The 18,189-nt window shown below is 68.0% G+C and carries 16 protein-coding genes; 7 read left to right on the top strand and 9 right to left on the bottom strand.

Going from position 1 to position 18,189, the window contains the following annotated elements:
- Positions 1-42: 42 nt before the first annotated feature.
- Entirely contained in the window at positions 43-1,623 is a 1,581-nt protein-coding gene (locus ACH438_RS13655; protein ID WP_397004750.1) for an MFS transporter, read from the top strand.
- 25 nt (positions 1,624-1,648) lie between these two features.
- Here the strand turns inward: ACH438_RS13655 and ACH438_RS13650 are convergent, their stop codons facing one another.
- On the bottom strand, positions 1,649-2,239 hold the full coding sequence (locus tag ACH438_RS13650) for a class I SAM-dependent methyltransferase (protein ID WP_397004894.1): 591 nt from the start codon (positions 2,237-2,239) through the stop codon (positions 1,649-1,651).
- 152 nt (positions 2,240-2,391) lie between these two features.
- Here ACH438_RS13650 and ACH438_RS13645 point away from each other — a divergent pair, with 152 nt between their 5' ends.
- A complete protein-coding gene (locus ACH438_RS13645) occupies positions 2,392-3,375 on the top strand; it encodes a cyclase family protein (protein WP_397004748.1) in 984 nt (327 codons plus the stop codon).
- On the opposite strand, the gene ACH438_RS13640 is transcribed toward ACH438_RS13645, so the two are convergent.
- The 3 genes from ACH438_RS13640 to ACH438_RS13630 form a co-directional block, all read right to left on the bottom strand.
- Positions 3,368-4,102, bottom strand: coding sequence for an alpha/beta fold hydrolase (locus ACH438_RS13640; RefSeq protein ID WP_397004746.1), 735 nt, complete (start codon positions 4,100-4,102; stop codon positions 3,368-3,370). The genes ACH438_RS13645 and ACH438_RS13640 overlap by 8 nt on opposite strands.
- Positions 4,103-4,143: 41 nt before the next feature.
- Positions 4,144-4,998: an NAD-dependent protein deacetylase gene (locus ACH438_RS13635; protein ID WP_397004744.1), complete on the bottom strand. Its 855-nt coding sequence runs from the start codon at positions 4,996-4,998 to the stop codon at positions 4,144-4,146.
- Positions 4,999-5,120: 122 nt separating this feature from the next.
- Positions 5,121-6,125, bottom strand: coding sequence for a 1-aminocyclopropane-1-carboxylate deaminase/D-cysteine desulfhydrase (locus ACH438_RS13630; RefSeq protein WP_397004742.1), 1,005 nt, complete (start codon positions 6,123-6,125; stop codon positions 5,121-5,123).
- A gap of 140 nt (positions 6,126-6,265) precedes the next feature.
- Between ACH438_RS13630 and ACH438_RS13625 the strand changes: the two genes are divergently transcribed.
- Positions 6,266-7,129 carry an SDR family oxidoreductase gene (locus ACH438_RS13625; RefSeq protein ID WP_397004740.1) on the top strand — a complete coding sequence of 288 codons (864 nt, stop codon included), beginning with the start codon at positions 6,266-6,268 and terminating at the stop codon, positions 7,127-7,129.
- A 24-nt stretch (positions 7,130-7,153) separates the two neighbouring features.
- A complete protein-coding gene (locus ACH438_RS13620) occupies positions 7,154-8,455 on the top strand; it encodes a phytoene desaturase family protein (RefSeq protein WP_397004738.1) in 1,302 nt (433 codons plus the stop codon).
- Between the two features lie 8 nt (positions 8,456-8,463).
- Here ACH438_RS13620 and ACH438_RS13615 read toward each other — a convergent pair whose 3' ends face one another.
- Complete coding sequence (locus tag ACH438_RS13615) at positions 8,464-9,114, bottom strand: TetR/AcrR family transcriptional regulator (protein ID WP_397004736.1); 651 nt, start codon at positions 9,112-9,114, stop codon at positions 8,464-8,466.
- A 91-nt stretch (positions 9,115-9,205) separates the two neighbouring features.
- Between ACH438_RS13615 and ACH438_RS13610 the strand changes: the two genes are divergently transcribed.
- A complete protein-coding gene (locus ACH438_RS13610; protein ID WP_397004734.1) occupies positions 9,206-10,669 on the top strand; it encodes a cytochrome P450 in 1,464 nt (487 codons plus the stop codon).
- A 1-nt stretch (position 10,670) separates the two neighbouring features.
- Here ACH438_RS13610 and ACH438_RS13605 read toward each other — a convergent pair whose 3' ends face one another.
- A complete protein-coding gene (locus ACH438_RS13605; protein ID WP_397004732.1) occupies positions 10,671-11,687 on the bottom strand; it encodes a TY-Chap domain-containing protein in 1,017 nt (338 codons plus the stop codon).
- Between the two features lie 125 nt (positions 11,688-11,812).
- On the opposite strand from ACH438_RS13605, the gene ACH438_RS13600 reads away from it, so the two are divergent.
- A complete protein-coding gene (locus tag ACH438_RS13600) occupies positions 11,813-12,604 on the top strand; it encodes a 3-oxo-5-alpha-steroid 4-dehydrogenase (RefSeq protein WP_397004730.1) in 792 nt (263 codons plus the stop codon).
- Here the strand turns inward: ACH438_RS13600 and ACH438_RS13595 are convergent.
- From ACH438_RS13595 to ACH438_RS13585, 3 genes are all read right to left on the bottom strand, one after another.
- On the bottom strand, positions 12,601-13,893 hold the full coding sequence (locus ACH438_RS13595; RefSeq protein ID WP_397004728.1) for a diguanylate cyclase domain-containing protein: 1,293 nt from the start codon (positions 13,891-13,893) through the stop codon (positions 12,601-12,603). The two genes, ACH438_RS13600 and ACH438_RS13595, sit on opposite strands and share 4 nt — an antisense overlap.
- Before the next feature lie 25 nt (positions 13,894-13,918).
- Positions 13,919-14,728: an SAM-dependent methyltransferase gene (locus ACH438_RS13590; protein WP_397004726.1), complete on the bottom strand. Its 810-nt coding sequence runs from the start codon at positions 14,726-14,728 to the stop codon at positions 13,919-13,921.
- 168 nt (positions 14,729-14,896) lie between these two features.
- Positions 14,897-15,676 carry a M50 family metallopeptidase gene (locus tag ACH438_RS13585; protein ID WP_397004724.1) on the bottom strand — a complete coding sequence of 260 codons (780 nt, stop codon included), beginning with the start codon at positions 15,674-15,676 and terminating at the stop codon, positions 14,897-14,899.
- 121 nt (positions 15,677-15,797) lie between these two features.
- Between ACH438_RS13585 and ACH438_RS13580 the strand changes: the two genes are divergently transcribed.
- Entirely contained in the window at positions 15,798-17,822 is a 2,025-nt protein-coding gene (locus ACH438_RS13580; RefSeq protein WP_397004722.1) for a hypothetical protein, read from the top strand.
- Positions 17,823-18,189 lie beyond the last annotated feature (367 nt).

Here is an 18,189-nt window from a genome sequence, read left to right as displayed (position 1 = left end):
TCTTTAATCGTCAGGTTCCTACCAATCTTAGCGAAGGTTTCCATGACCACGCCTGCGACGCTGCCGAAGACGCGGCAGCGGCTCATACTGGCCGTTCTCGTCCTGTCCTCCCTGCTCATCTGGATGGACAACACCATCCTCAGCACCGCCTTCGAAACCCTCGCCGATCCCGTCCGCGGACTCGGCGCCGACCCGGCCCAGCTGCAATGGGCCACCGGGTCCTACACGCTGGTCTTCGCCACCCTCATGTTCACGGCCGGCGCCATGGGCGACCGGTTCGGTCACCGCACCGTGCTCGCCACCGGCATGGTGGTCTTCGGCGTCGCCGCGGTGTGGGGCGCATATGCCGGTGACGCCGACCGATTGATCGCGGCGCGCGCCGTCATGGGCGTGGGCAGCGCGCTCATCATGCCCGCCACCATGGCCATCCTCACCTGGACCTTCACCGGTCCGGCCCGGGCCATGGCGATCGGCGTGTCCTCCGCCTCCTCCGGGGTCGGACTGGCCGCCGGGCCGCTGCTGGCCGGACTGCTGCTCGGCCACTTCTGGTGGGGCTCGGTGTTTCTCGTGAACGTTCCGGTCGTCCTGGTGGCGCTGGCCGGAATCGTGCTGCTGGTGCCCAACTTCCGCAGCCCGGTGCGGCGGCGCCTGGATCCGGCGGGGTTGCTGCTGTCGATCACCGGACTGGCGACCCTCGCCTACGGCCTGATTCGCGCGGGCCAGGTGGCCGATTGGGCGCGGCCGGACGTCTGGCTGCCCATCACGGCCGGGGCACTGCTGCTGGCGGCCTTCGTGGTCGTCGAACTCCGCATCGCCCAGCCGAGTTTCGATCCCCGGCTGCTCGCGCAGCGCATGTTCGGCGGCGGCAATGCCGCGCTGGGACTACTGCTGTTCGCCATGACAGCCGCGGGCTTTTACAGCGCCTTCTATCTGCAAGGCGCACGCGGCTTCTCGGCGCTGGCGGCCGGGCTGATCGGCGCACCGGCGGCGTTCGGCGTGATCATCGGCGGACCGCTCGGGCCGCGTCTGGTGCGCCGGTGGTCACTGCGGGTGGTCACGGTGCCGGCGCTGATCATCGCCGGACTGTGCATGGGCGCGGGGGAGTTCTTCGACCTCGACACGCCTGTCGCCTGGACCATGATTCTCGCCTTCGCACAGGGCTTTTCGATCGGCCTGGTACTCGGTCCCGTGACGGCGGGCTTGATGAACACGCTGCCGCTGGAACGCGCCGGCGCGGGGTCGGCCGTGACCAATACCGTGCGCCAGACCGGCAGTGTGCTCGGGATCGCGGTGGGCGGCACCATCATGGCCATCGCGTATCGGCGGGCCATCGGCGGTGCCCTGACGGATCTGCCCGCGGACGTGCGGGATCGGGCGGGGGTCTCCGCCGAACAGACCCGGCACTTCGCGGCCATCGTGCACCGGCCCGACCTGGTGCACGCCGCCGACACCGCCTTCATCCACTCCATGCACGTGGGCGTGGTGTGGACCATGCTGATCGCGCTGACCGGGGCGGTGGTGCTGGCCTTCGCATTGCGCCCGGATCGCACTCCGGTCCCGCTAGAGGCTGAGCCCCTCGAAAGTGCCGAACTCGGAACCGGATTGGCCGCCAGTAAGAACTAGCGGCCAGCCGGTCCCGAAGCGAAGGTCAGGCGGCCCGGCGGAAGCGGACGATATCGTGCCAGCGGGTATTGCCCGCGGTCGGCAGGAACTCGAAACCTTCGGGTTCGGCCAGCCGCCGCAGTTCCGGCTCGCTGATGCGATCCGGGTCGCCGAAACCTTCCAGGAAGACCAGGGTGCCACCGGGTTTCACTACCCGGTGCAACGCCCGGACGCAGGCGGGCCGGTCCGGTACCTCGCCGATCACCGCGGCCAGGAAGGCGAGATCGAACGTGGCTTCGGGATAAGGCAGTTCCGCACCGGCCTCGCCGGCCTGGAATTCCGCATTGTGATAGCCGGCCCGTTCGAGCTTGCCGCGCGCCTTGTCCAGCATTTCCGGCTGGAGATCGAACAGGTCCAGCCGGCCGTGCGGCAGCCGCCGGGCGAGTTCCACGCTGTAGAAGCCCGGGCCCGGGCCCAGTTCCAGGACGTGTTCGGAGCCGGTCAGGTCGAGCTGCTCGATCGGGGCGGTCGGGTCGGTGAGCCAGCGGCGGACGGGATTGTCCAGCAGGTAGGCGAATTGGTGCGGGAACGCCCCCTCCCCGCTGATCTTCCGGGTTTGTCGGAGCACGGTATCCAGCCAGGTAGTTGGCATGGTCGGCCTCTCGAAGTCGAGATGTTGAAGTAAGGGTATCCTAACAAGCGGATAGCGGGCCGTCGAGAGCCCGCGATCGTCCCGCACGGTGAACCATTGCCGCACGACCACTTTCGCCGCTGGCTAGGCTGCGCTTCGTGGCAGACGAATGGCGCAAGACGGCAGAGCGGATCCGCAACTGGGGTCGATGGGGAGCCGACGACCAGCTCGGCACCCTGAACCTCATCACCCCCGCGCGGATCGCCGCCGCGGCCGCGCTGGCACGTCAGGGCCGCACGATCCAGCTGGGCGTGCCCTTCGACGCCTACGGTCCGCAGAGCGCGAGCGGCTTCCGCCGCAACCCCGTCCACCTGATGTCGGTCGACGGCGGCGACGCCGAATTCGCCGCCAACCTCGGCGAATGGGGCGGGCGCACCGAGGCGCAGATCGCCGGCATGTACGCGCACAGCCCGATGCGGTTCAACGACGACTACATCATGATGCCGCTGCAGGCGGCCACCCAGTGGGATGCGCTGTCGCACGTCTACTACGACGGCGAAATGTACAACGGCTATCCCGCCGCCGCGGTAACCAGTTTCGGCGCAACGAAATTGGGGATCGAGCGGGTGGCCGAACGCGGCGGTGTGGTCGGCCGCGGTGTCCTGCTGGATGTGGCCCGCCATCAGAACGTTGCACGCCTCGCGCCGAGCACGGTGATCACCCCGCAGGATCTGGACGCCGTCGCCGCAAGCCAGGACGTGTCGATCGAGCCCGGCGATATCCTCGTGGTCCGTACCGGCTGGTGGACAAGGTTTCTCGAGACCCGCAAGGCCGGCGAATGGTTCGGCGCCACCCCCGGCCTGAGCTGGCGCTGCGCCCAATGGCTGCACGAGCACGACATCGCGGCCGTGGCCGTCGACAATCCGACCGTCGAGGTCATGCCCCCGGAGGACGGCGTCCTGATGCCCTTGCACATGCTCGCCCTCCGCGATATGGGCATGCCTTTGGGCGAGATCTGGGACCTCGAAGCCCTCGGCCGGGACTGCGCCGAAGACGGCGTCTACGAATTCCTGCTGTGCGCCCCCGCACTGCGCATTCCCGGCGGCGTCGGCACACCGATCAGCCCGGTGGCGATCAAGTAGCCGGCAGCCAATCCGCGATGCGATCCAGCACCCAGGCCGCATCATCGAGCGGAAGATCATGGCCCGCATCGGGATGCAGGTACAGCGGCGCCTCGTAGCGGGCCGCGATCGCCTCGGACATGTGGTGCGGAGCCAGGCGATCACCCTTGGCGGCCAGCACCAGCAGCGGCACCGGCATGATCTGCGGGAGGCGGAAAGTCGCGGCCGCCACCAGCTGACCGAGAATGCTGGCGGTGGAGGGCCGCGCATCCTGCTGATACCGAGCCCAGCTGTGCGCCAGCGCCTCCCGATCCACCCGGGGACTGTTGCTGGTCAGCCCCAGCACCGCGGATTCATGGGCATGATCCGACCGGAACGAGCGACCCGCCAGCACCGGCAGCACCCGCGGATTGAGGCGGCGCAGATCGAGAGTCTCACGCGCACTGGTGTTCACGACCACGCAGCGCTGGAAATCATCCGGGTAACGAGCACACCAATCCATGGCCATCATGCCGCCCAGCGAGATACCCAGCAGCGACCACTCGGACCCGTCCGGCTGGAACCGCGCGCGGATATCATCGGTGATCGCGGGGATGGAATGCGGTGAGGTGCGCGCGTTCTGCGTGCCGAAGCCGGGCGGGTCGATGGTGCGCACGGTCGCGCCGAACCGGGTCTGGAATTCGCCCGGGAATCCCTCCCAATGACGCTGGTCCCGGGTGAGTCCGCGCAGCAGCAGCCAGTTCGTCATGGCGGTATCTCCCTCGGCTGGAACGGGCTCGGCCTCTCAGGCTACGACGCGCCGAAGGCGTCGGCCAGGGCATCGAGGGTCGGAGAGCAGCCGGTCGGCAGCGTGAGCGCGGCCAGCTCGTCGGCGCGAGTGGCGCCACGGTTGATGATCACCACGGGCATACCCGATTTCGCGGCCCGGCGCGCGAACCGCAGACCGGACATGACCGTCAGCGACGAGCCCGCGACCAGCAGTGCATCGGACCGCTCGAGCAGCTCGAAGGCCGCCGCCACCCGCGGCTTCGGCACCGATTCACCGAAGTAGACGATGTCCGGTTTGAGAATGCCCCCGCAGCGCGCACACGCCACCATGCGGAACTCGCTGGTATCGGCGACCACCGCATCCGCATCGGGCGCCACTTCCAGACCGTCCACCACGGCAGCCTCGGCGAAGCCCGGATTCTCCGCCTCCAGCCGCTCGGCCAAGGCCATCCGGGAGATGAGCCCATCGCAATCGAGGCACCGCACCCGCGCGTACACGCCGTGCAGATCGATGACCGCGCGCTGCCCGGCCTTGGTGTGCAGCAGATCCACATTCTGCGTGATCAGCCCACTCACCAGCCCCGCCCGTTCCAGCCGGGCCAGCGCCCTGTGTCCCGGATTCGGCCGCGCCGCATCCATGCGCCGCCACCCGATGTGATTGCGGGCCCAATACCGTTGCCGGAACACCGGATCCCCGACGAACTGCTGAAACGTCATCGGATTGCGCGGCGGCGCATCCGGACTGCGGTAATCCGGAATCCCGCTGTCGGTGGAGATCCCCGCACCGGTCAGCACCGCCACCCGGCGCCCCGAGAGCAGCGCGTGCAGGCGATCCAGCTCGCGCTCGGGGATGACGGCAGCCGATGTTCCGGGCATGCAGCCAGCGTACGAGCCCCCGCCGACCCCCCACAGGACGGGTAGAGCCGCGAGAGGGCGATGGTTGCGGCATCGGCCGAGTGCGGTCCACCATGAGTGCCCTCTCGCGAGAAGCGCCTGCGTCAGCGGGGGCCGTTGGTGTTGAGGTAGAGGACGGGGCCGGGGGTGAAGTGGCCGTGGGCGTTCATGTCGAGGAGGGCGGCCATGGCTTTGGCGGTGTAGACGGGTTCGAGGGTGAGGTGTTCGCGGTCGGCGGTGAGGGTTTGGGCGGTGGTGGCTTCGGGGGTGGGGCGGCCGTAGCCGGGGCCGAGCCAGTCGGTGACCACGTCGAGATTGGCGGTGGGGTAGAGGGCGTCGTCGGAGGGGAGCGGTGCGCCGCGGTCGCGGAGCAGGCGGGCGGTGCGGCGGGCCAGGCGGGTGAGGGTCGAATGGGTCAGGCGCAGTGTGTCGTTGACGACCACGCCGACCACTCGGGTGGGGAGTTCGGCCAGGCGCAGGCCGAGGGCGAGGCCCGCCACCGTGCCGCCGGAGCCGAGCGGGGTCACGATGTGGGACGGTTCCGGGAGTTCGCCGGCGCGGATCTGGGCGGCCAATTCGAGTGCGGCTTCGACGTATCCGAGCGCTCCGACCGGTGAGGAGCCGCCGGCGGGGAGCACATACGGGGGTCGTCGCCCGGAGAGGTGGCGGGCGATCAGCCAGGGCGCGGCCAGCCGGGTGCGCAGGCCGGTGTGGGTGAAGTGCAGTTCCGCGCCCGAATTGCGCAGGCGTTCCAGCTGTTTGCGCACGTGCTCGTCTTCGGGTTGATCCACCAGGGCGAGAACGGTTTTCAGCCCGTATTCGCGGCCGTAGAGTGCGGTGGCGAGGCCCCAGTTGGTGCCGAGTCCGCCGACGGTCACGATGGTGGTGCGGTGTAGTCGTAGCGCGTCGGGGAGCAGCCATTCGAGTTTGCGGACCTTGTTGCCGCCCCAGCCGCCGTCGCCGAAGGCGCCGTCGTCCTTGAGCCAGATTTCGGCGCCGGCGGAGTCGAGCGAGTCGAGCCGGCGGACCGGGGTGGGCCGGGTCCCCAGCGCCAGGTGCGGCAGGGACGCCTCGAGGGTGGGGTATAGCTTGTGGAGGTACGGCGTCACACCATCCAACGTATCGACTGTCCAGTTTCCTGGCGAGGAAGTCAGCGGTCGATCGGGCGGAATTCCTCGCGAATTCCTGGGCCGGACCGGCCCGGTGCTGCCACAGTCGTATGAAACCTCAATCACCACAAGGAGTTTCCATGCCCGGAGTAGCCGATCGCGTCGTCATTGTCACCGGAGCCGGTGGCGGCCTGGGCCGGGAGTACGCTCGCCTGCTGGCCGCGGAGGGCGCACTGGTCGTGGTGAACGACCTCGGCGGCGCGCGCGACGGCACCGGCGAAGGCCACAATATGGCCGACACCGTGGTCGCCGAGATCCGCGCGGCCGGCGGCACCGCCGTCGCCAACTACGACAGCGTCGCCACCACCGAGGGCGCGCAGAACCTGGTCAAGACCGCGGTCGACGCCTTCGGCGCGGTGCACGGCGTGGTCAGCAACGCCGGCATCCTGCGCGATATGAGCTTCCCCAAGATGACCCCCGAGGCCTTCGAAGCCGTGCAGCGCGTGCACCTGTTCGGCGGCTTCAATGTCACGCATGCCGCCTGGGGGCACTTCCGCGAACAGGGGTACGGCCGCGTCGTCATGGCCACCTCCACCTCCGGGCTGTACGGCAACTTCGGCCAGGCCAACTACGGCGCCGCCAAGCTCGGCCTGGTCGGGCTCATGAACACCCTCGCCATCGAGGGCCGCAAGTACGACATCAAGGTGAACGCGGTGGCGCCCATGGCCGCCACCCGCATGACCGCCGATATCGCCCCCGCCGAGGTGCTGGAGAAGCTGCCGCCCGAGCAGGTCGCCCCGGTCGTCGGCCACCTGGTCAGCGAGGAATGCCAGGACTCCGGCCTGATTCTCGTCGTCGGCGGCGGTTCGGTGCAGCGGGTGCAGTTGTTCGCCGGTAAGCCGGTGTTGTTCTCGCAGGTCCCGAGCATCGACGAGGTGCGGGAGAATTGGAGTCGTATCACCGATATGTCCGACGCTCAGCCCGGGGTGAACCCCGCGGGCTGACGCACTCTGCGGAGGAGCCTCGCCATGAGCGAGAACAATTGGGACGCAGTGGTTGTCGGCGCCGGTGCGGGGGGCTTGTTCACGGCCGCCCGGCTGGCGCACCACGGTTTGCGCACACTGGTCGTCGAACGCCTGGATCGGATCGGGGGTCGCGCCTCCACCGAGGAGATCGACGGTTTCAAGGTGAATTCCGGGGCCATCGTGGTGGAACTGGGCGGTATCGCCGAGGAGACGTTCGACGAGGTGGGTGCGAAGTTCGAAGTGCGCCCGGCGAACCCGCCGATCCTCTACCGCATCGGCGGCCGCGACGTGGACGTCACCACCGGCGGCTGGGGACTGCTCATCTCCCAGTTGACCAGGCAGGGCGCCAAACTGGTGCAGGGCATCGGCGACGCGCGCTCGGACAGCGGCCTGCCCGAGCGCGAGCTCTCCACCGCGGACTGGGTGCGCCGTTACACCAAAAATGATGCGGTGCAGGGGATCTTCCGTAATATGTGCGGCTCCATCTTCGCCGTCGGCTCCGAGGAACTGCCCGCCCGGGTCTTCCTGACCTACTTCACCCGCAAGTCGGCGTTCAAGCGGTTCGGGTTCTGCCCGGAGGGCACGGTCGGTATCTGGCGCTCCCTCGCCGAGGTGGTGGAACACGGTGGGGGAGAGGTGTGGCTGGACAGCGAGGTGGAGCGGGTCGTCGTGACGGACGGCCGCGTCACCGGTGCGCGGATCCGGCGCAATGGTGAAACCGTCGATGTGACATGCCGTTTCGCCGTCAGCGATATCGGGCCGTCGGCCACCCTCGATATGGTCGGTCCGCAGTACTTCTCGTCCGAGTATGTCGGCACCGTGCTGCAGGGTGATCTGCCGTGCGCCATGATCTCGGTGAACTTCGCCAGCCGCGAACCGCTCATCGCCGCGCCCGGCCTGCTCAGTTTCGCCCGTACCCGGAGACTCTGCTACGTCGCCAATTTCACCGCCACCTGCCCGGAAATGGCGCCGGAGGGCTGGCATCTCTACGTGGGCACCGGCGTGCCCAAACCCGCTGTCGGAGACTTCGATTCCGAGGCCGAGGCGGCGCTGGTTCTGCAGGATCTGCGTGAGGAGATCGCGGGTTTCGATGCGGCCCATATCCTGTCGATCGCGGTGACCCGCGATGGCTGGCCGCCGCAACGCGCGGTGGCGGGCTACGACCTGCCGTATCGGACGCCGGTCCCGAATCTGTGGAACGTCGGCGACGCGGTGAAAACCTATGCCAATGCCGGGATCACCGCATGCGCGGAAACGGCCAAGATCGTGGTGGACGAGATACTGGCGGTGCACGCCGGCGACTGATCCGCCGTTCAGTCCGAGAGCTTCTCGGCCATGCCGGGCAGCCGATCCACCAGGGCCACCACATAATCCGCGACGATCTCGATCAGCACCGGCCGCTCCACCTTCAGCCCGCCGTCCAGCCACACCAGGACCAGTTCCGCGGCGCCGCCGGTGATGAGCTGTGCGAGTGCCGTGAGCGCGGTATCCTGCTCCTCGGGCACCGCGAGCAGCAGCCGGGTCTGCCGGATGATCATGCCGGCCACCCGGCGCATGCCCTCGAAACGGCGGCGCATGAGTTCGGCGCTGCCGTAGGCCTGCGCGAAGGCGATATTGGCGCGCCGCGGATCGTCGGTGACGGCGACGATGAGCGCCGCCACGCCCGCCCGGATCTTGTCCTCGGGTTCGCCGGGCGTCTCGGTCATGGCGCGATCGGCGGCGTCGAGGGCCGCGCGCTGCACCTCGTCGAGCAGTGTGGTCGCCAAAGCGTCCAGGTCGGGGAAGGATTCGTAGAAGAATCGAGGACCCACCTTCGCCTGCTCGCACACCCCGCGCACGGTGAGTGCGGCCAGTCCCTGGGTGCCGACGATATCGAGGGCGGCGTCCAGCAGCCGCTGCCGGCGCTGCTCGCGTCGTTCGTCGGTGGTGGTTCCGCGATAGGTACCGCTGAAAGCTCGCGTCACCCAGCCAGCTTGACACAGAACTCCGGAAACGACCATTTACGGAAACGTTTGTTTCCGCTACGGTGGAAGAAATCTCGAAGGGAGACCAACGATGAATCTCCTTGCGCCCGGCGATCTTCGGGCATCCGGCTCGCAGCGCATCCGCCACCTGCGCACGCTGACCACCCTGCGCGCACAAAAGGCTGCCGCGCGAGTGGCCCGCCGCTATCCGGTCCACAGCGAACCACTGGCCCTGCCGCCCGCGGGCAGCGGATTACGCCCGATCATGGGCGATTTCGGCCCGCCCGGCATCGGCCACCTGGTCAGCACGCTCGGCGACGGTCTCGCCTTCTCCCGCACTCGCGATGCGCGCTACGGGCCGATCAACTGGATGGGCGTGTTCGGCCGCCGGATCGTCTCGGTCGGGAGTCCCGAGGCCGCCGAGGTCATCCTGCTGGACCGGCAGCGGGTGTTCTCCGCGCAACGCGGCTGGGAATTCCTCATCGGCCCGTTCTTCCACGGCGGAGTCCTGCTGCGCGACTTCGACGATCACATGCATCACCGGCGCATCCTGCAGCAGGTCTTCGGGCGGCCCAGCCTGGTCGGCTACCTCGACCTCACCACCCCGCAACTGGCGCGGGGCATCTCGGAATGGCAGCCGGGCACCGGATTCCGGCTCTACGACCGGGTGAAACAGCTACTGCTGGAACAGGCCACCGTGGTGTTCGCGGGCGCGCAGCTGGGCCCCGAGGGCACCCGGCTCGCACACGCCTTCGAGGACGCGGTGCACGGCGGATCCGCGCTGGTCCGGGCGAACGTGCCCGGCGGCGTGTGGGCGCGCGGCCTGCGCGGGCGGCGGCTGCTGGAGGAATACTTCCGCCGCGAACTGCCGCACAAGCGCGACGGTGACGGCAAGGACCTGTTCAGCGTGCTGTGCCGGGCCGGTGCGAACGAGGACGACTTCACCGACGAGGACATCGTCGCGCACATGATCTTCGTGATGATGGCCGCGCACGACACCAGCACCATCGGCATCTCCATGCTGGCCTACGAGCTCGCGCGGAACCCGGACTGGCAGGAGCGGCTGCGCGCGGAATCGCTTGCGCTGGGCAAGGAATCGCTGGATTACGACGATCTGGATCGCCTGCCCGGGCTGGATCTGGCCTTCCGGGAGACGCTGCGGCTGTACGCGCCGGTCGCCCAGCAGGTCCGCGAAACCATCGCCGACACCGACATTCTCGGCTACTTCGTGCCGCGGGGCACCCTCGTCATGCTCGGCGCGTACACCATGATGCGCAATCCGCGGAACTGGAAGAACCCGGACGTCTTCGACCCGGAGCGCTTCTCGCCCGGCCGGCAGGAGGACAAGTCGCACCGCTACGCCTGGGCCCCGTTCGGCGGCGGCGCGCACAAGTGCATAGGCATGTATTTCGGTGGCATGACGGTGAAATCGGTCCTGCACCGCATGCTGCTCAACTACCGCTGGAGTGTGCCGGACGGCTACGAGGCGCCGCTGGGCGCGGGCACCGGCCCGTATCCGGTCGACGGCCTGCCCATCCGGCTACGACGACTCTGAATCACCGCACATCGCGCGGGACACCGAGTTCCACATCCAGATAACGGAGTTCGGGGTCCCGGCGGCGGCCGTTGCGGAAGGCGCGGAACACCAGATCCTGGGGATGCCGCACGGAGAACACCTCGGTGAAGGTCGACACCGTGCGGCGGGGCGCGCCGTGCAGTGACGGATTGAAACCCGCCTTGGCGATCGGTCCCTCCCAGATGAGGGCCGCCCCGCCGGGCACGCTGTGCGGGGCGAAGCTCCAGCCCAGATCGCGCATGCGGCGGTCGAATTCGCCCGCGCCGAGCCCGGCGACATCCCAGCCGCTGGCCTCGTTGAAAAGCTGTCTGCCGTGCAGGAACTGGACGAAGCAGGGATCGGGTCCCGGGTGCGGGGTGCTCAGATTGATGACGCCGTCCCAGGGCAGCGTGGTGAGCGCCCAGGCGAGTCGGGTCTCGAAATCCTCCCAGTCCGTGCAGCTTACGGGCGCCTGGCGTTCGCTGGGCCGGTCGGCGGGCAGGCCGAAGGTGCCGGTGCCGGGGGAATCCATGCTCCAGGTAGTGAAACGCAACCGGTCCGAATCCATGTCCAGTCCGTCGCGCAGCACCGCCACCACCGAATCGGCGACCTCGCGCCGCACATCGATGGATTCCCCGCGCCGCCAGCCCGTGCTCCACTCCCGGGCGATCTGCGGCTGCTGATGCACCCGCTGCATGGCCCGCCACTGCGGATCCGGCGCTGTCTCATCGGATTCCAGCGGCAGCGGCACCGGATCCCAGCAGCCGTCGGGCTGCGCGCGCAGGGCCATCAGCAACTGGTCGGCGTCGGCGGCATCGTCGGGAACCGCGATGAGCACCTCGATCTCGGTGCCCTGCTGCGCGAAATGCACATGGCGGCCGGTGGCTTCGTCGCGCACCTGGATGAAGCGCGGATTCCAGCCGAGCCCGGATTCACCCTCCGCATCCCACGCCTCCTCGTCCTCCTCGAGAAAGAACGGCATCCACTTCGCCAGCACATCCCAGCCCTGCACACCCACCTATGCCTCCCTCCGGGTTCTGCCAAACTACCCCGTCGGTTATCGGCCGCGCCCGGCAGAGGGTACCGGTCGGCATGGTCGGCGTGGTAGAACCTGTTCTAGTTTTTAGACATGAAGGACCGCGAATGAACTGGTATACCGGCAATACCGTCTATGACACCGTCTTGACGATCGCGTTCGCGTTCACCGCGTTCGTTCTGATCGGCGGGCTCTTCGGGCAGAGCCCGTACGGGCGATTCGCCACCGCGAAACTCGGCTTCAACCTGAATCCGAAACTCGGCTGGTGGTTGATGGAGATACCGGCCACCGTGGTCTTCGCCGTCGCGTATCTGACCGGGCCGGACCGGTTCGAGCCGACTTCCCTGGTGCTGGCGGCCATCTGGATACTGCATTACGCGAATCGCGGCTGGTTCTTCCCGCTGTCCATTCGCCAAGTCCCTGGGAAACGAAGCAGTTTCAATGTTTCCGTGCTCGGCATGGGCATGTTCGTGACCGCCATGCACGGCTATCTCAACGGCGCGCTGTTCAGTCACGACTACTTCGGGCACTACGGCACCGGCTGGCTCACCGATCCGCGGTTCATCATCGGGCTCATCGTCTATCTGAGCGGCTTCGCGCTCCTCGTCAGCTCGGAGCGGATCGTGCGCAATCTGCGGGACAAGAACAACCCGGGCGCAACGGAATACAAGATTCCCTACGGCCTCGGCTTCACCCTCGTCACCAGCCCCACGTATCTGGGCGAGCTCATCGCCTGGGCGGGCTTCGCCATTCTCACCTGGGCGCTGCCGGGCGTGATCATCTTCCTCATCACCTTCGGCAATCTGGTGCCGCGCGCCTTCGCCACGCACAAGTGGTACCGGGAGAAGTTCACCGACTACCCGGCGGAGCGGAAAGCGCTGGTGCCCTTCGTGATCTAGGCGCCGTCCCGGATCGTGTAGCGGCCGTGCCGGGTCGCCTTGTCCCGGTACATGGCGGTATCCACGGCGTGCATGAGCTCGTCGATGGCGATCGAATGGGTGTCCACCAGCGCGGTGCCGATACTCGCGCCGACATGGACCGAGAGTCCCGCCACATCGAACGGCTGCCGCAGCGCGGCGAGCAGGGCATCGGCCACCGAGTCCAATTGCGCCTGGCCCGAACAGTTCTCGACCAGCACGATGAACTCGTCGCCACCGAGCCGGGCCACCGTCTCGTCGGGCGGCAGTGCGGCGCGCAGGCGATGCGCGACATCGCAGAGCACCCGGTCGCCGGCCGTGTGGCCGCGCCGGTCGTTGATCTCCTTGAACCCGTCCAGATCCAGATAACAGACGCCCACCTGACCGCTCGCCGCCGTCAGCCGGTCGAAGAACAACAGGCGATTCGGCAGGCCCGTGAGCGAATCATGGTGGGCGTCGTACCAGAGCTGATCGGCCAGCTGCTTGCGTTCGGTGACATCGACGGTGACACCGACCAGGAAGCGCGGATTGCCCTCACTGTCGTGCACGACCGTCATGGACAAGTCGATGATGGTGTACGTGCCGTCGGGCTTGGTGTGCTCGGTCTCGAAGCGGAAGCGGTCGATCTCGCCGGAGCGTAATCGCTGCATGAGCGAGAACGCCTCACCGATATTCACCGGGCCCAGAATCTCGGCCACCGAGCGGCCGGGCATGAGTTCGGCCGGGACGCCGAGGGTTTCGGCCATCGCGTGATTCACGTCGACCACCTGGCCGGTGGTGATGTCGACGGTGCCGATGCCCACCGACGCGCCCTCGAAGATGGCCTGGAACCGGGCCTCGGACAGCTGCCTGCGGGCCTCGGCCTCGCGGGCCGCGGTGAGGGCGGCGACGAGCGTCGTTTCCTGTTCTGCCAGTGAGACATTGCGCAGACCGGCGGTGAACTCGGCCGCGAACTCGGCAGCCAGGTCGATGGCGCGATCGCGGACCGGTCCGTACTCGGCGCAGGAAGGATTCGGGCAGACGTTCTCCACCAGGTCCTTACACAGCACCAGCACTGAGCGGTGCACGGCGAGCGGATCCCGGTAGTTCGCGGCGACCAGGGCCGCGGCGGCCTCGCGGGCCACCGACATGTCCTCGGCGCCGCGGACCGCCGCGATCAAACGCTCCCCGTAACCGTCCAGCAACTCCTCCACCTGGTCCCGGGTGAGTGTCGGCGCGACCGCGCCGTCCAGCATGGCGGCCCACCGGACCGCCAGCTCGTGTGCACTCACCGGAACCCCCTGACCCCTGCGCCCGTCAGGCCTTGCGGCCCATGCCGGCCAGCCCGAGCGAACGACCCGGCGCCTCGTGCTGATCGCGATCGGACTCCGGGCGCCACAGCGGTAGTTCCACCACACCCGGCTCGATCGGCTCCCACTTGCCGAACAAGGCGGTGATCTCCGGGCGGGAACGGAACTGCAGGCCGATCCGGCTGACATTCGCCGAATTCTCCACCAGCTTCGCGGCATCGTCCGGGCGGGTGGCCGAGGTCAGATGGGAGATGGCGACGTAGCTGCCGACCGGGACGGCGTCATAGAGTGCGTTCACCTTGCCGAGCGGGTCGAATTCATCGGCCATCAGATGCAGGACCGCGATGAGCAGGATGCCGACCGGTTGTTCGAAGTCGATGATCCCGGTCTCGCGGGCCTGCTCGAGTAGGTTCGCGGGCTCGCGTAGATCGGCCTCGATGGCCGCGGCGCGGTCGTTGTCGCGCAGGATCGCGCGCGCATGCGCCACCGCCACCGGGTCGATATCGGCGTAGAGGACCCGGCATTCCGGATCGATCGACTGCGCCACCTCGTGCACATTGCCGGCCGTCGGGATGCCGGAGCCGATGTCGAGGAACTGGCGGACACCCGAATCCACCAGGAACCGCACGGCCCGGCGCAGGAACGCGCGATTGCTCAGGGCCAGTCGCGGCAGGTCCGGCACCAGGGCCTTACCCGCTTCCGCGGCCTGCCGGTCGACCTCGAAGTTGTGCGAGCCGCCCAGTAGGGCGTCGTACATGCGAGCAGGGCTGGGCCGGCTCATATCCACGCCCTCCGGAGCCCACGCCGGTCTATCCATCCGAAACCCTCCTGCTCCAACGATCAACCCCCGCCGGGGTGCCCTGCGGTGGGCACGAGCCGAGCAATCCGGTGTCCCCGATCACCCGGACGGTGCAGTGCGAATGGTAACCCCCGTTCACCAGAAGCCTTGCAGCGATGCCAATCTCGGCCTGAGGTGCGGGAAGGTTCACGGCGCCGGCGATGTCGCGCAGGTGCTGTGGGTGAAGGCCGGCACGCACAATCCGGACACGTCGGTCAGCAGCAAACGCGCACCGAAGACCAGCGAGCAGAGCGCAATCGCACCGAAGGCCAGCACCCACACCAGGCCGGGGATGCGGGTCAGATAGGCCAGCTGGTCGGCGTCGGAATTCGGCTCGTAGCGGCGGTTGCGCTGCAGTTCGATGACCGGGCGCACCGCCGCCAGCAGCAGGAACCAGGCCGCCAGATAGGCCAGCACCGCCTGTGTGGTGTCCGAACCGAGCCACGACACCACGAACACCGCACCGCCGGTCACCAGGATCGACAGCAGGCCGTACCAATTGCGGACCTTCAGCAGCAGCACCGCCAGCAGGGCGATGGTCAGCCACAGCATGAGGGTGATGCGATGCGCGCCCAGCAGGGCCGCGTACGCCAGGCCCAGCAGTGCGGGCGCGGGATAGCCCGCCGCGGTCGTCAGAATCATGCCCAGGCCGTACGGTTTTCCGCTCGACACGGTGACCCCGGAAGTGTCCGAATGCAATCGGATGCTGTTCAGCCGCCGCCCGGTCAGCAACGCGGTGAAGGCATGCCCGCCCTCGTGCGCGATGGTCACCCCATTGCGCAGCACCCGCCACGTCGGATGGAAAACGACCAGCAACAGCGCGGCCACCCCCGTCCCGATCACCAGCTGCCACGGCGGCGCGGACTGGGTGGACGACAGCCGATCCATGATCGTGCTGCCCCGATCGACGAATTCTGCGGTGTTCACCGCCGCACCATAGCGAGTCGAGCTGTGCGGGACCATGCGGGCGCGGCTTACACCCAACCGGGCCGATTCCGGGCGGCGGCGAGGGATCATCGATCCGGGGGTGACCGACGGAGGGCGTGGGATGCACTGGCTCGGTAGATCTCTTGCGGCGGCGGTGGCGCTGGCGGCGGCGGTCGCGCTGGTGTTCACGGCGGGATGCACGGCGCAGCACTCGGACACGTCGTTTCACTTCGAGGTCCAGGAAGGGACGAACGTGAACTACTTCCTGCGCGACGGGAGCACGGCCGCGCATCTGGTGCTGCGGGCCGGGCCGAACCCGCGACTGCTGGTGGTGTTTCCGGCGGGGAACAGCGGGACCGGGCTGTGGTTCCAGCCCATTGCGGGGCAGGCGCAGTGGGCGGTCGAGACGCCGCCTCGGGCGGTGACGGCCGCGGACGGGCGCGGGCGGCCGTTGCACGGCATCGAATTCACGGTTTCGCTGGCTGCCAGTGCGCTGTCCGTGCGGCAGGCTGTGCAGTCCAATGTGCGGGTACTGCGTGATTACGACCAGGACGGGACGGTGCCTGCGCAGGTGACTGTCGAGCCCACGGTCACGGATGGGACCGTCACCTGGGCGCGTGATCGCCTCGACGGGGCGCCCGGGTATCGGCTCAGCCTCCAGGTCGTCGACGGCACAGCGTCTGCGGGGACGATCACCGCCGGGCCGGACGGCCGAATCCGATTGCACGCGACCGCATTGACCGGTGACACCGAACTGACGCCCCTCTCGGGCGCCGCGCTCCTCAATGGCTCCGAGCGCGATATCCCCAGCGCGCGAGACACTCTCACCTTCCTCAGCTACCGCGAGAAGTTCCTCGCCGGATCCTGGCATTTCGACACCTACTTCGGCCGCGACACCCTCATCTCGCTGATGCTGCTGATGCCGGTGCTCGCACCCGACGCCACCGAAGCCGGCCTGCGCTCGGTGCTGTCCAGGCTCGGCCCCGCCGGCGAAGTGGCCCACGAGGAAGCCATCTCCGAATACGCGATCCTCACGCACCTGAAACAGAACGGGACACTCAGCGACGCACCGGTTTTCGACTACAGCATGATCGACGAAAGCTACCTCCTGGCCCCGGTCACCGCCGCCTACCTGCTCGACGACCCCAACGGCAAGTCCCGCGCCGAGCAGTTCCTCCGCTCGGACTCGAACGCCGCCGCCCTGATCCGCAACCTCCGCCTGGTCGTCTCGAGCGCCGCCGCCTTCACCCGAGATCCGCGCTACCCCAACCTGATCGGCCTCCGACCAGGCCACGCCGCAGGCGAATGGCGGGACAGCAACAACGGCCTCGGCGGCGGCCACTACCCCTACGACGTCAACGCGATCCTCGTCCCCGCCGCCCTGACCGCAACCCAGCGCCTCCTCGATAGCAAGGTCCTCGACCCCTTCCTGACCCCGCAAGACCGCCAGGCCCTGTCCCAATGCGCCACCTCGGCCGAAGTCTGGCGAGCGGACGCACCTCCACTCTTCACCGTCACCATCGACAACACCCGCGCCCGCGAAGCCATCACCAGCTACGCCGGAATAGCCGGTGTCCCACCCCAAGACGCCACCAAAGCACTGGGCGATGCGCCGGTTTCCTTCCCCGGTATCGCCCTGGACGCCACCGGCACCCCAATCCCCATCATGCACTCCGACGACACCTACGCCCTCCTACTGGACCTCCCCACCCCCGAGGCGTTAGACCGCGCAGTCTCCACCATGACGCGCCCCTTCCCGCTGGGCCTGATGACCCCGGTAGGCCCGCTGGTAGCCAACCCAGCCTTCGCCCCCACCCTCCAACCGGAATTCACCACCCACGACTACCACGGCACAGTCATCTGGTCCTGGGTCCAAGCAGCCCTGGTCCGAGGCCTCCAACGCCAACTGACCCGCCCCGACCTCCCCCCAACAGTCCGCACCCACCTCCAATCCGCCCAACAATCCCTCTGGCAAGCCATAACCACCACCAACCCCATGGAAAACTCCGAACTCTGGAGCTGGCACCACGACCCCACCGGCTACCACCCAACCCCCTTCGGCGCCATCGCCACCGACGCCACCGAATCCGACGCCGCCCAACTCTGGAGCACCGCCTACCTGGCCCTCACCCCAATCCACGAATAACCCATTCCCGGACACTATTCGCCCGCACCCAACCCCAACGCGATATTGCCCGGGTCCCGGAATTCCCCTATCTCCTGCCGCCGATCAATCCGTCCGAAATGCGTCGCAGAATGCTTTAGCCGCCGCGCTCTGCACACATCCCGGCCCGTGACCGGCATGTACGCGGCGCACGAGTTCTGCTTCCTCCGGCGAGTCGAACATCGGGGCGGGGTCGTCACAGCGGGTGTGGCGGGTTTGGGTCAGCGCTATGAGGGCGGAGACGTCAGCGGTCATGGCCTTCTCTTTTCTGGACTTTCGACCAGCCGCAGGCAATGTCGAAAACGACATTGCGGGCTTCGGTGAAGAGTTTCAAATGAATGGCACCGCA

It is taken from the genome of Nocardia sp. NPDC020380 (genome assembly GCF_044386975.1).
Classification (GTDB): Bacteria; Actinomycetota; Actinomycetes; order Mycobacteriales; family Mycobacteriaceae; genus Nocardia.
Note: the sequence above shows the minus strand (reverse complement) of the source record. Positions and strands in the feature narration are given on the sequence as shown.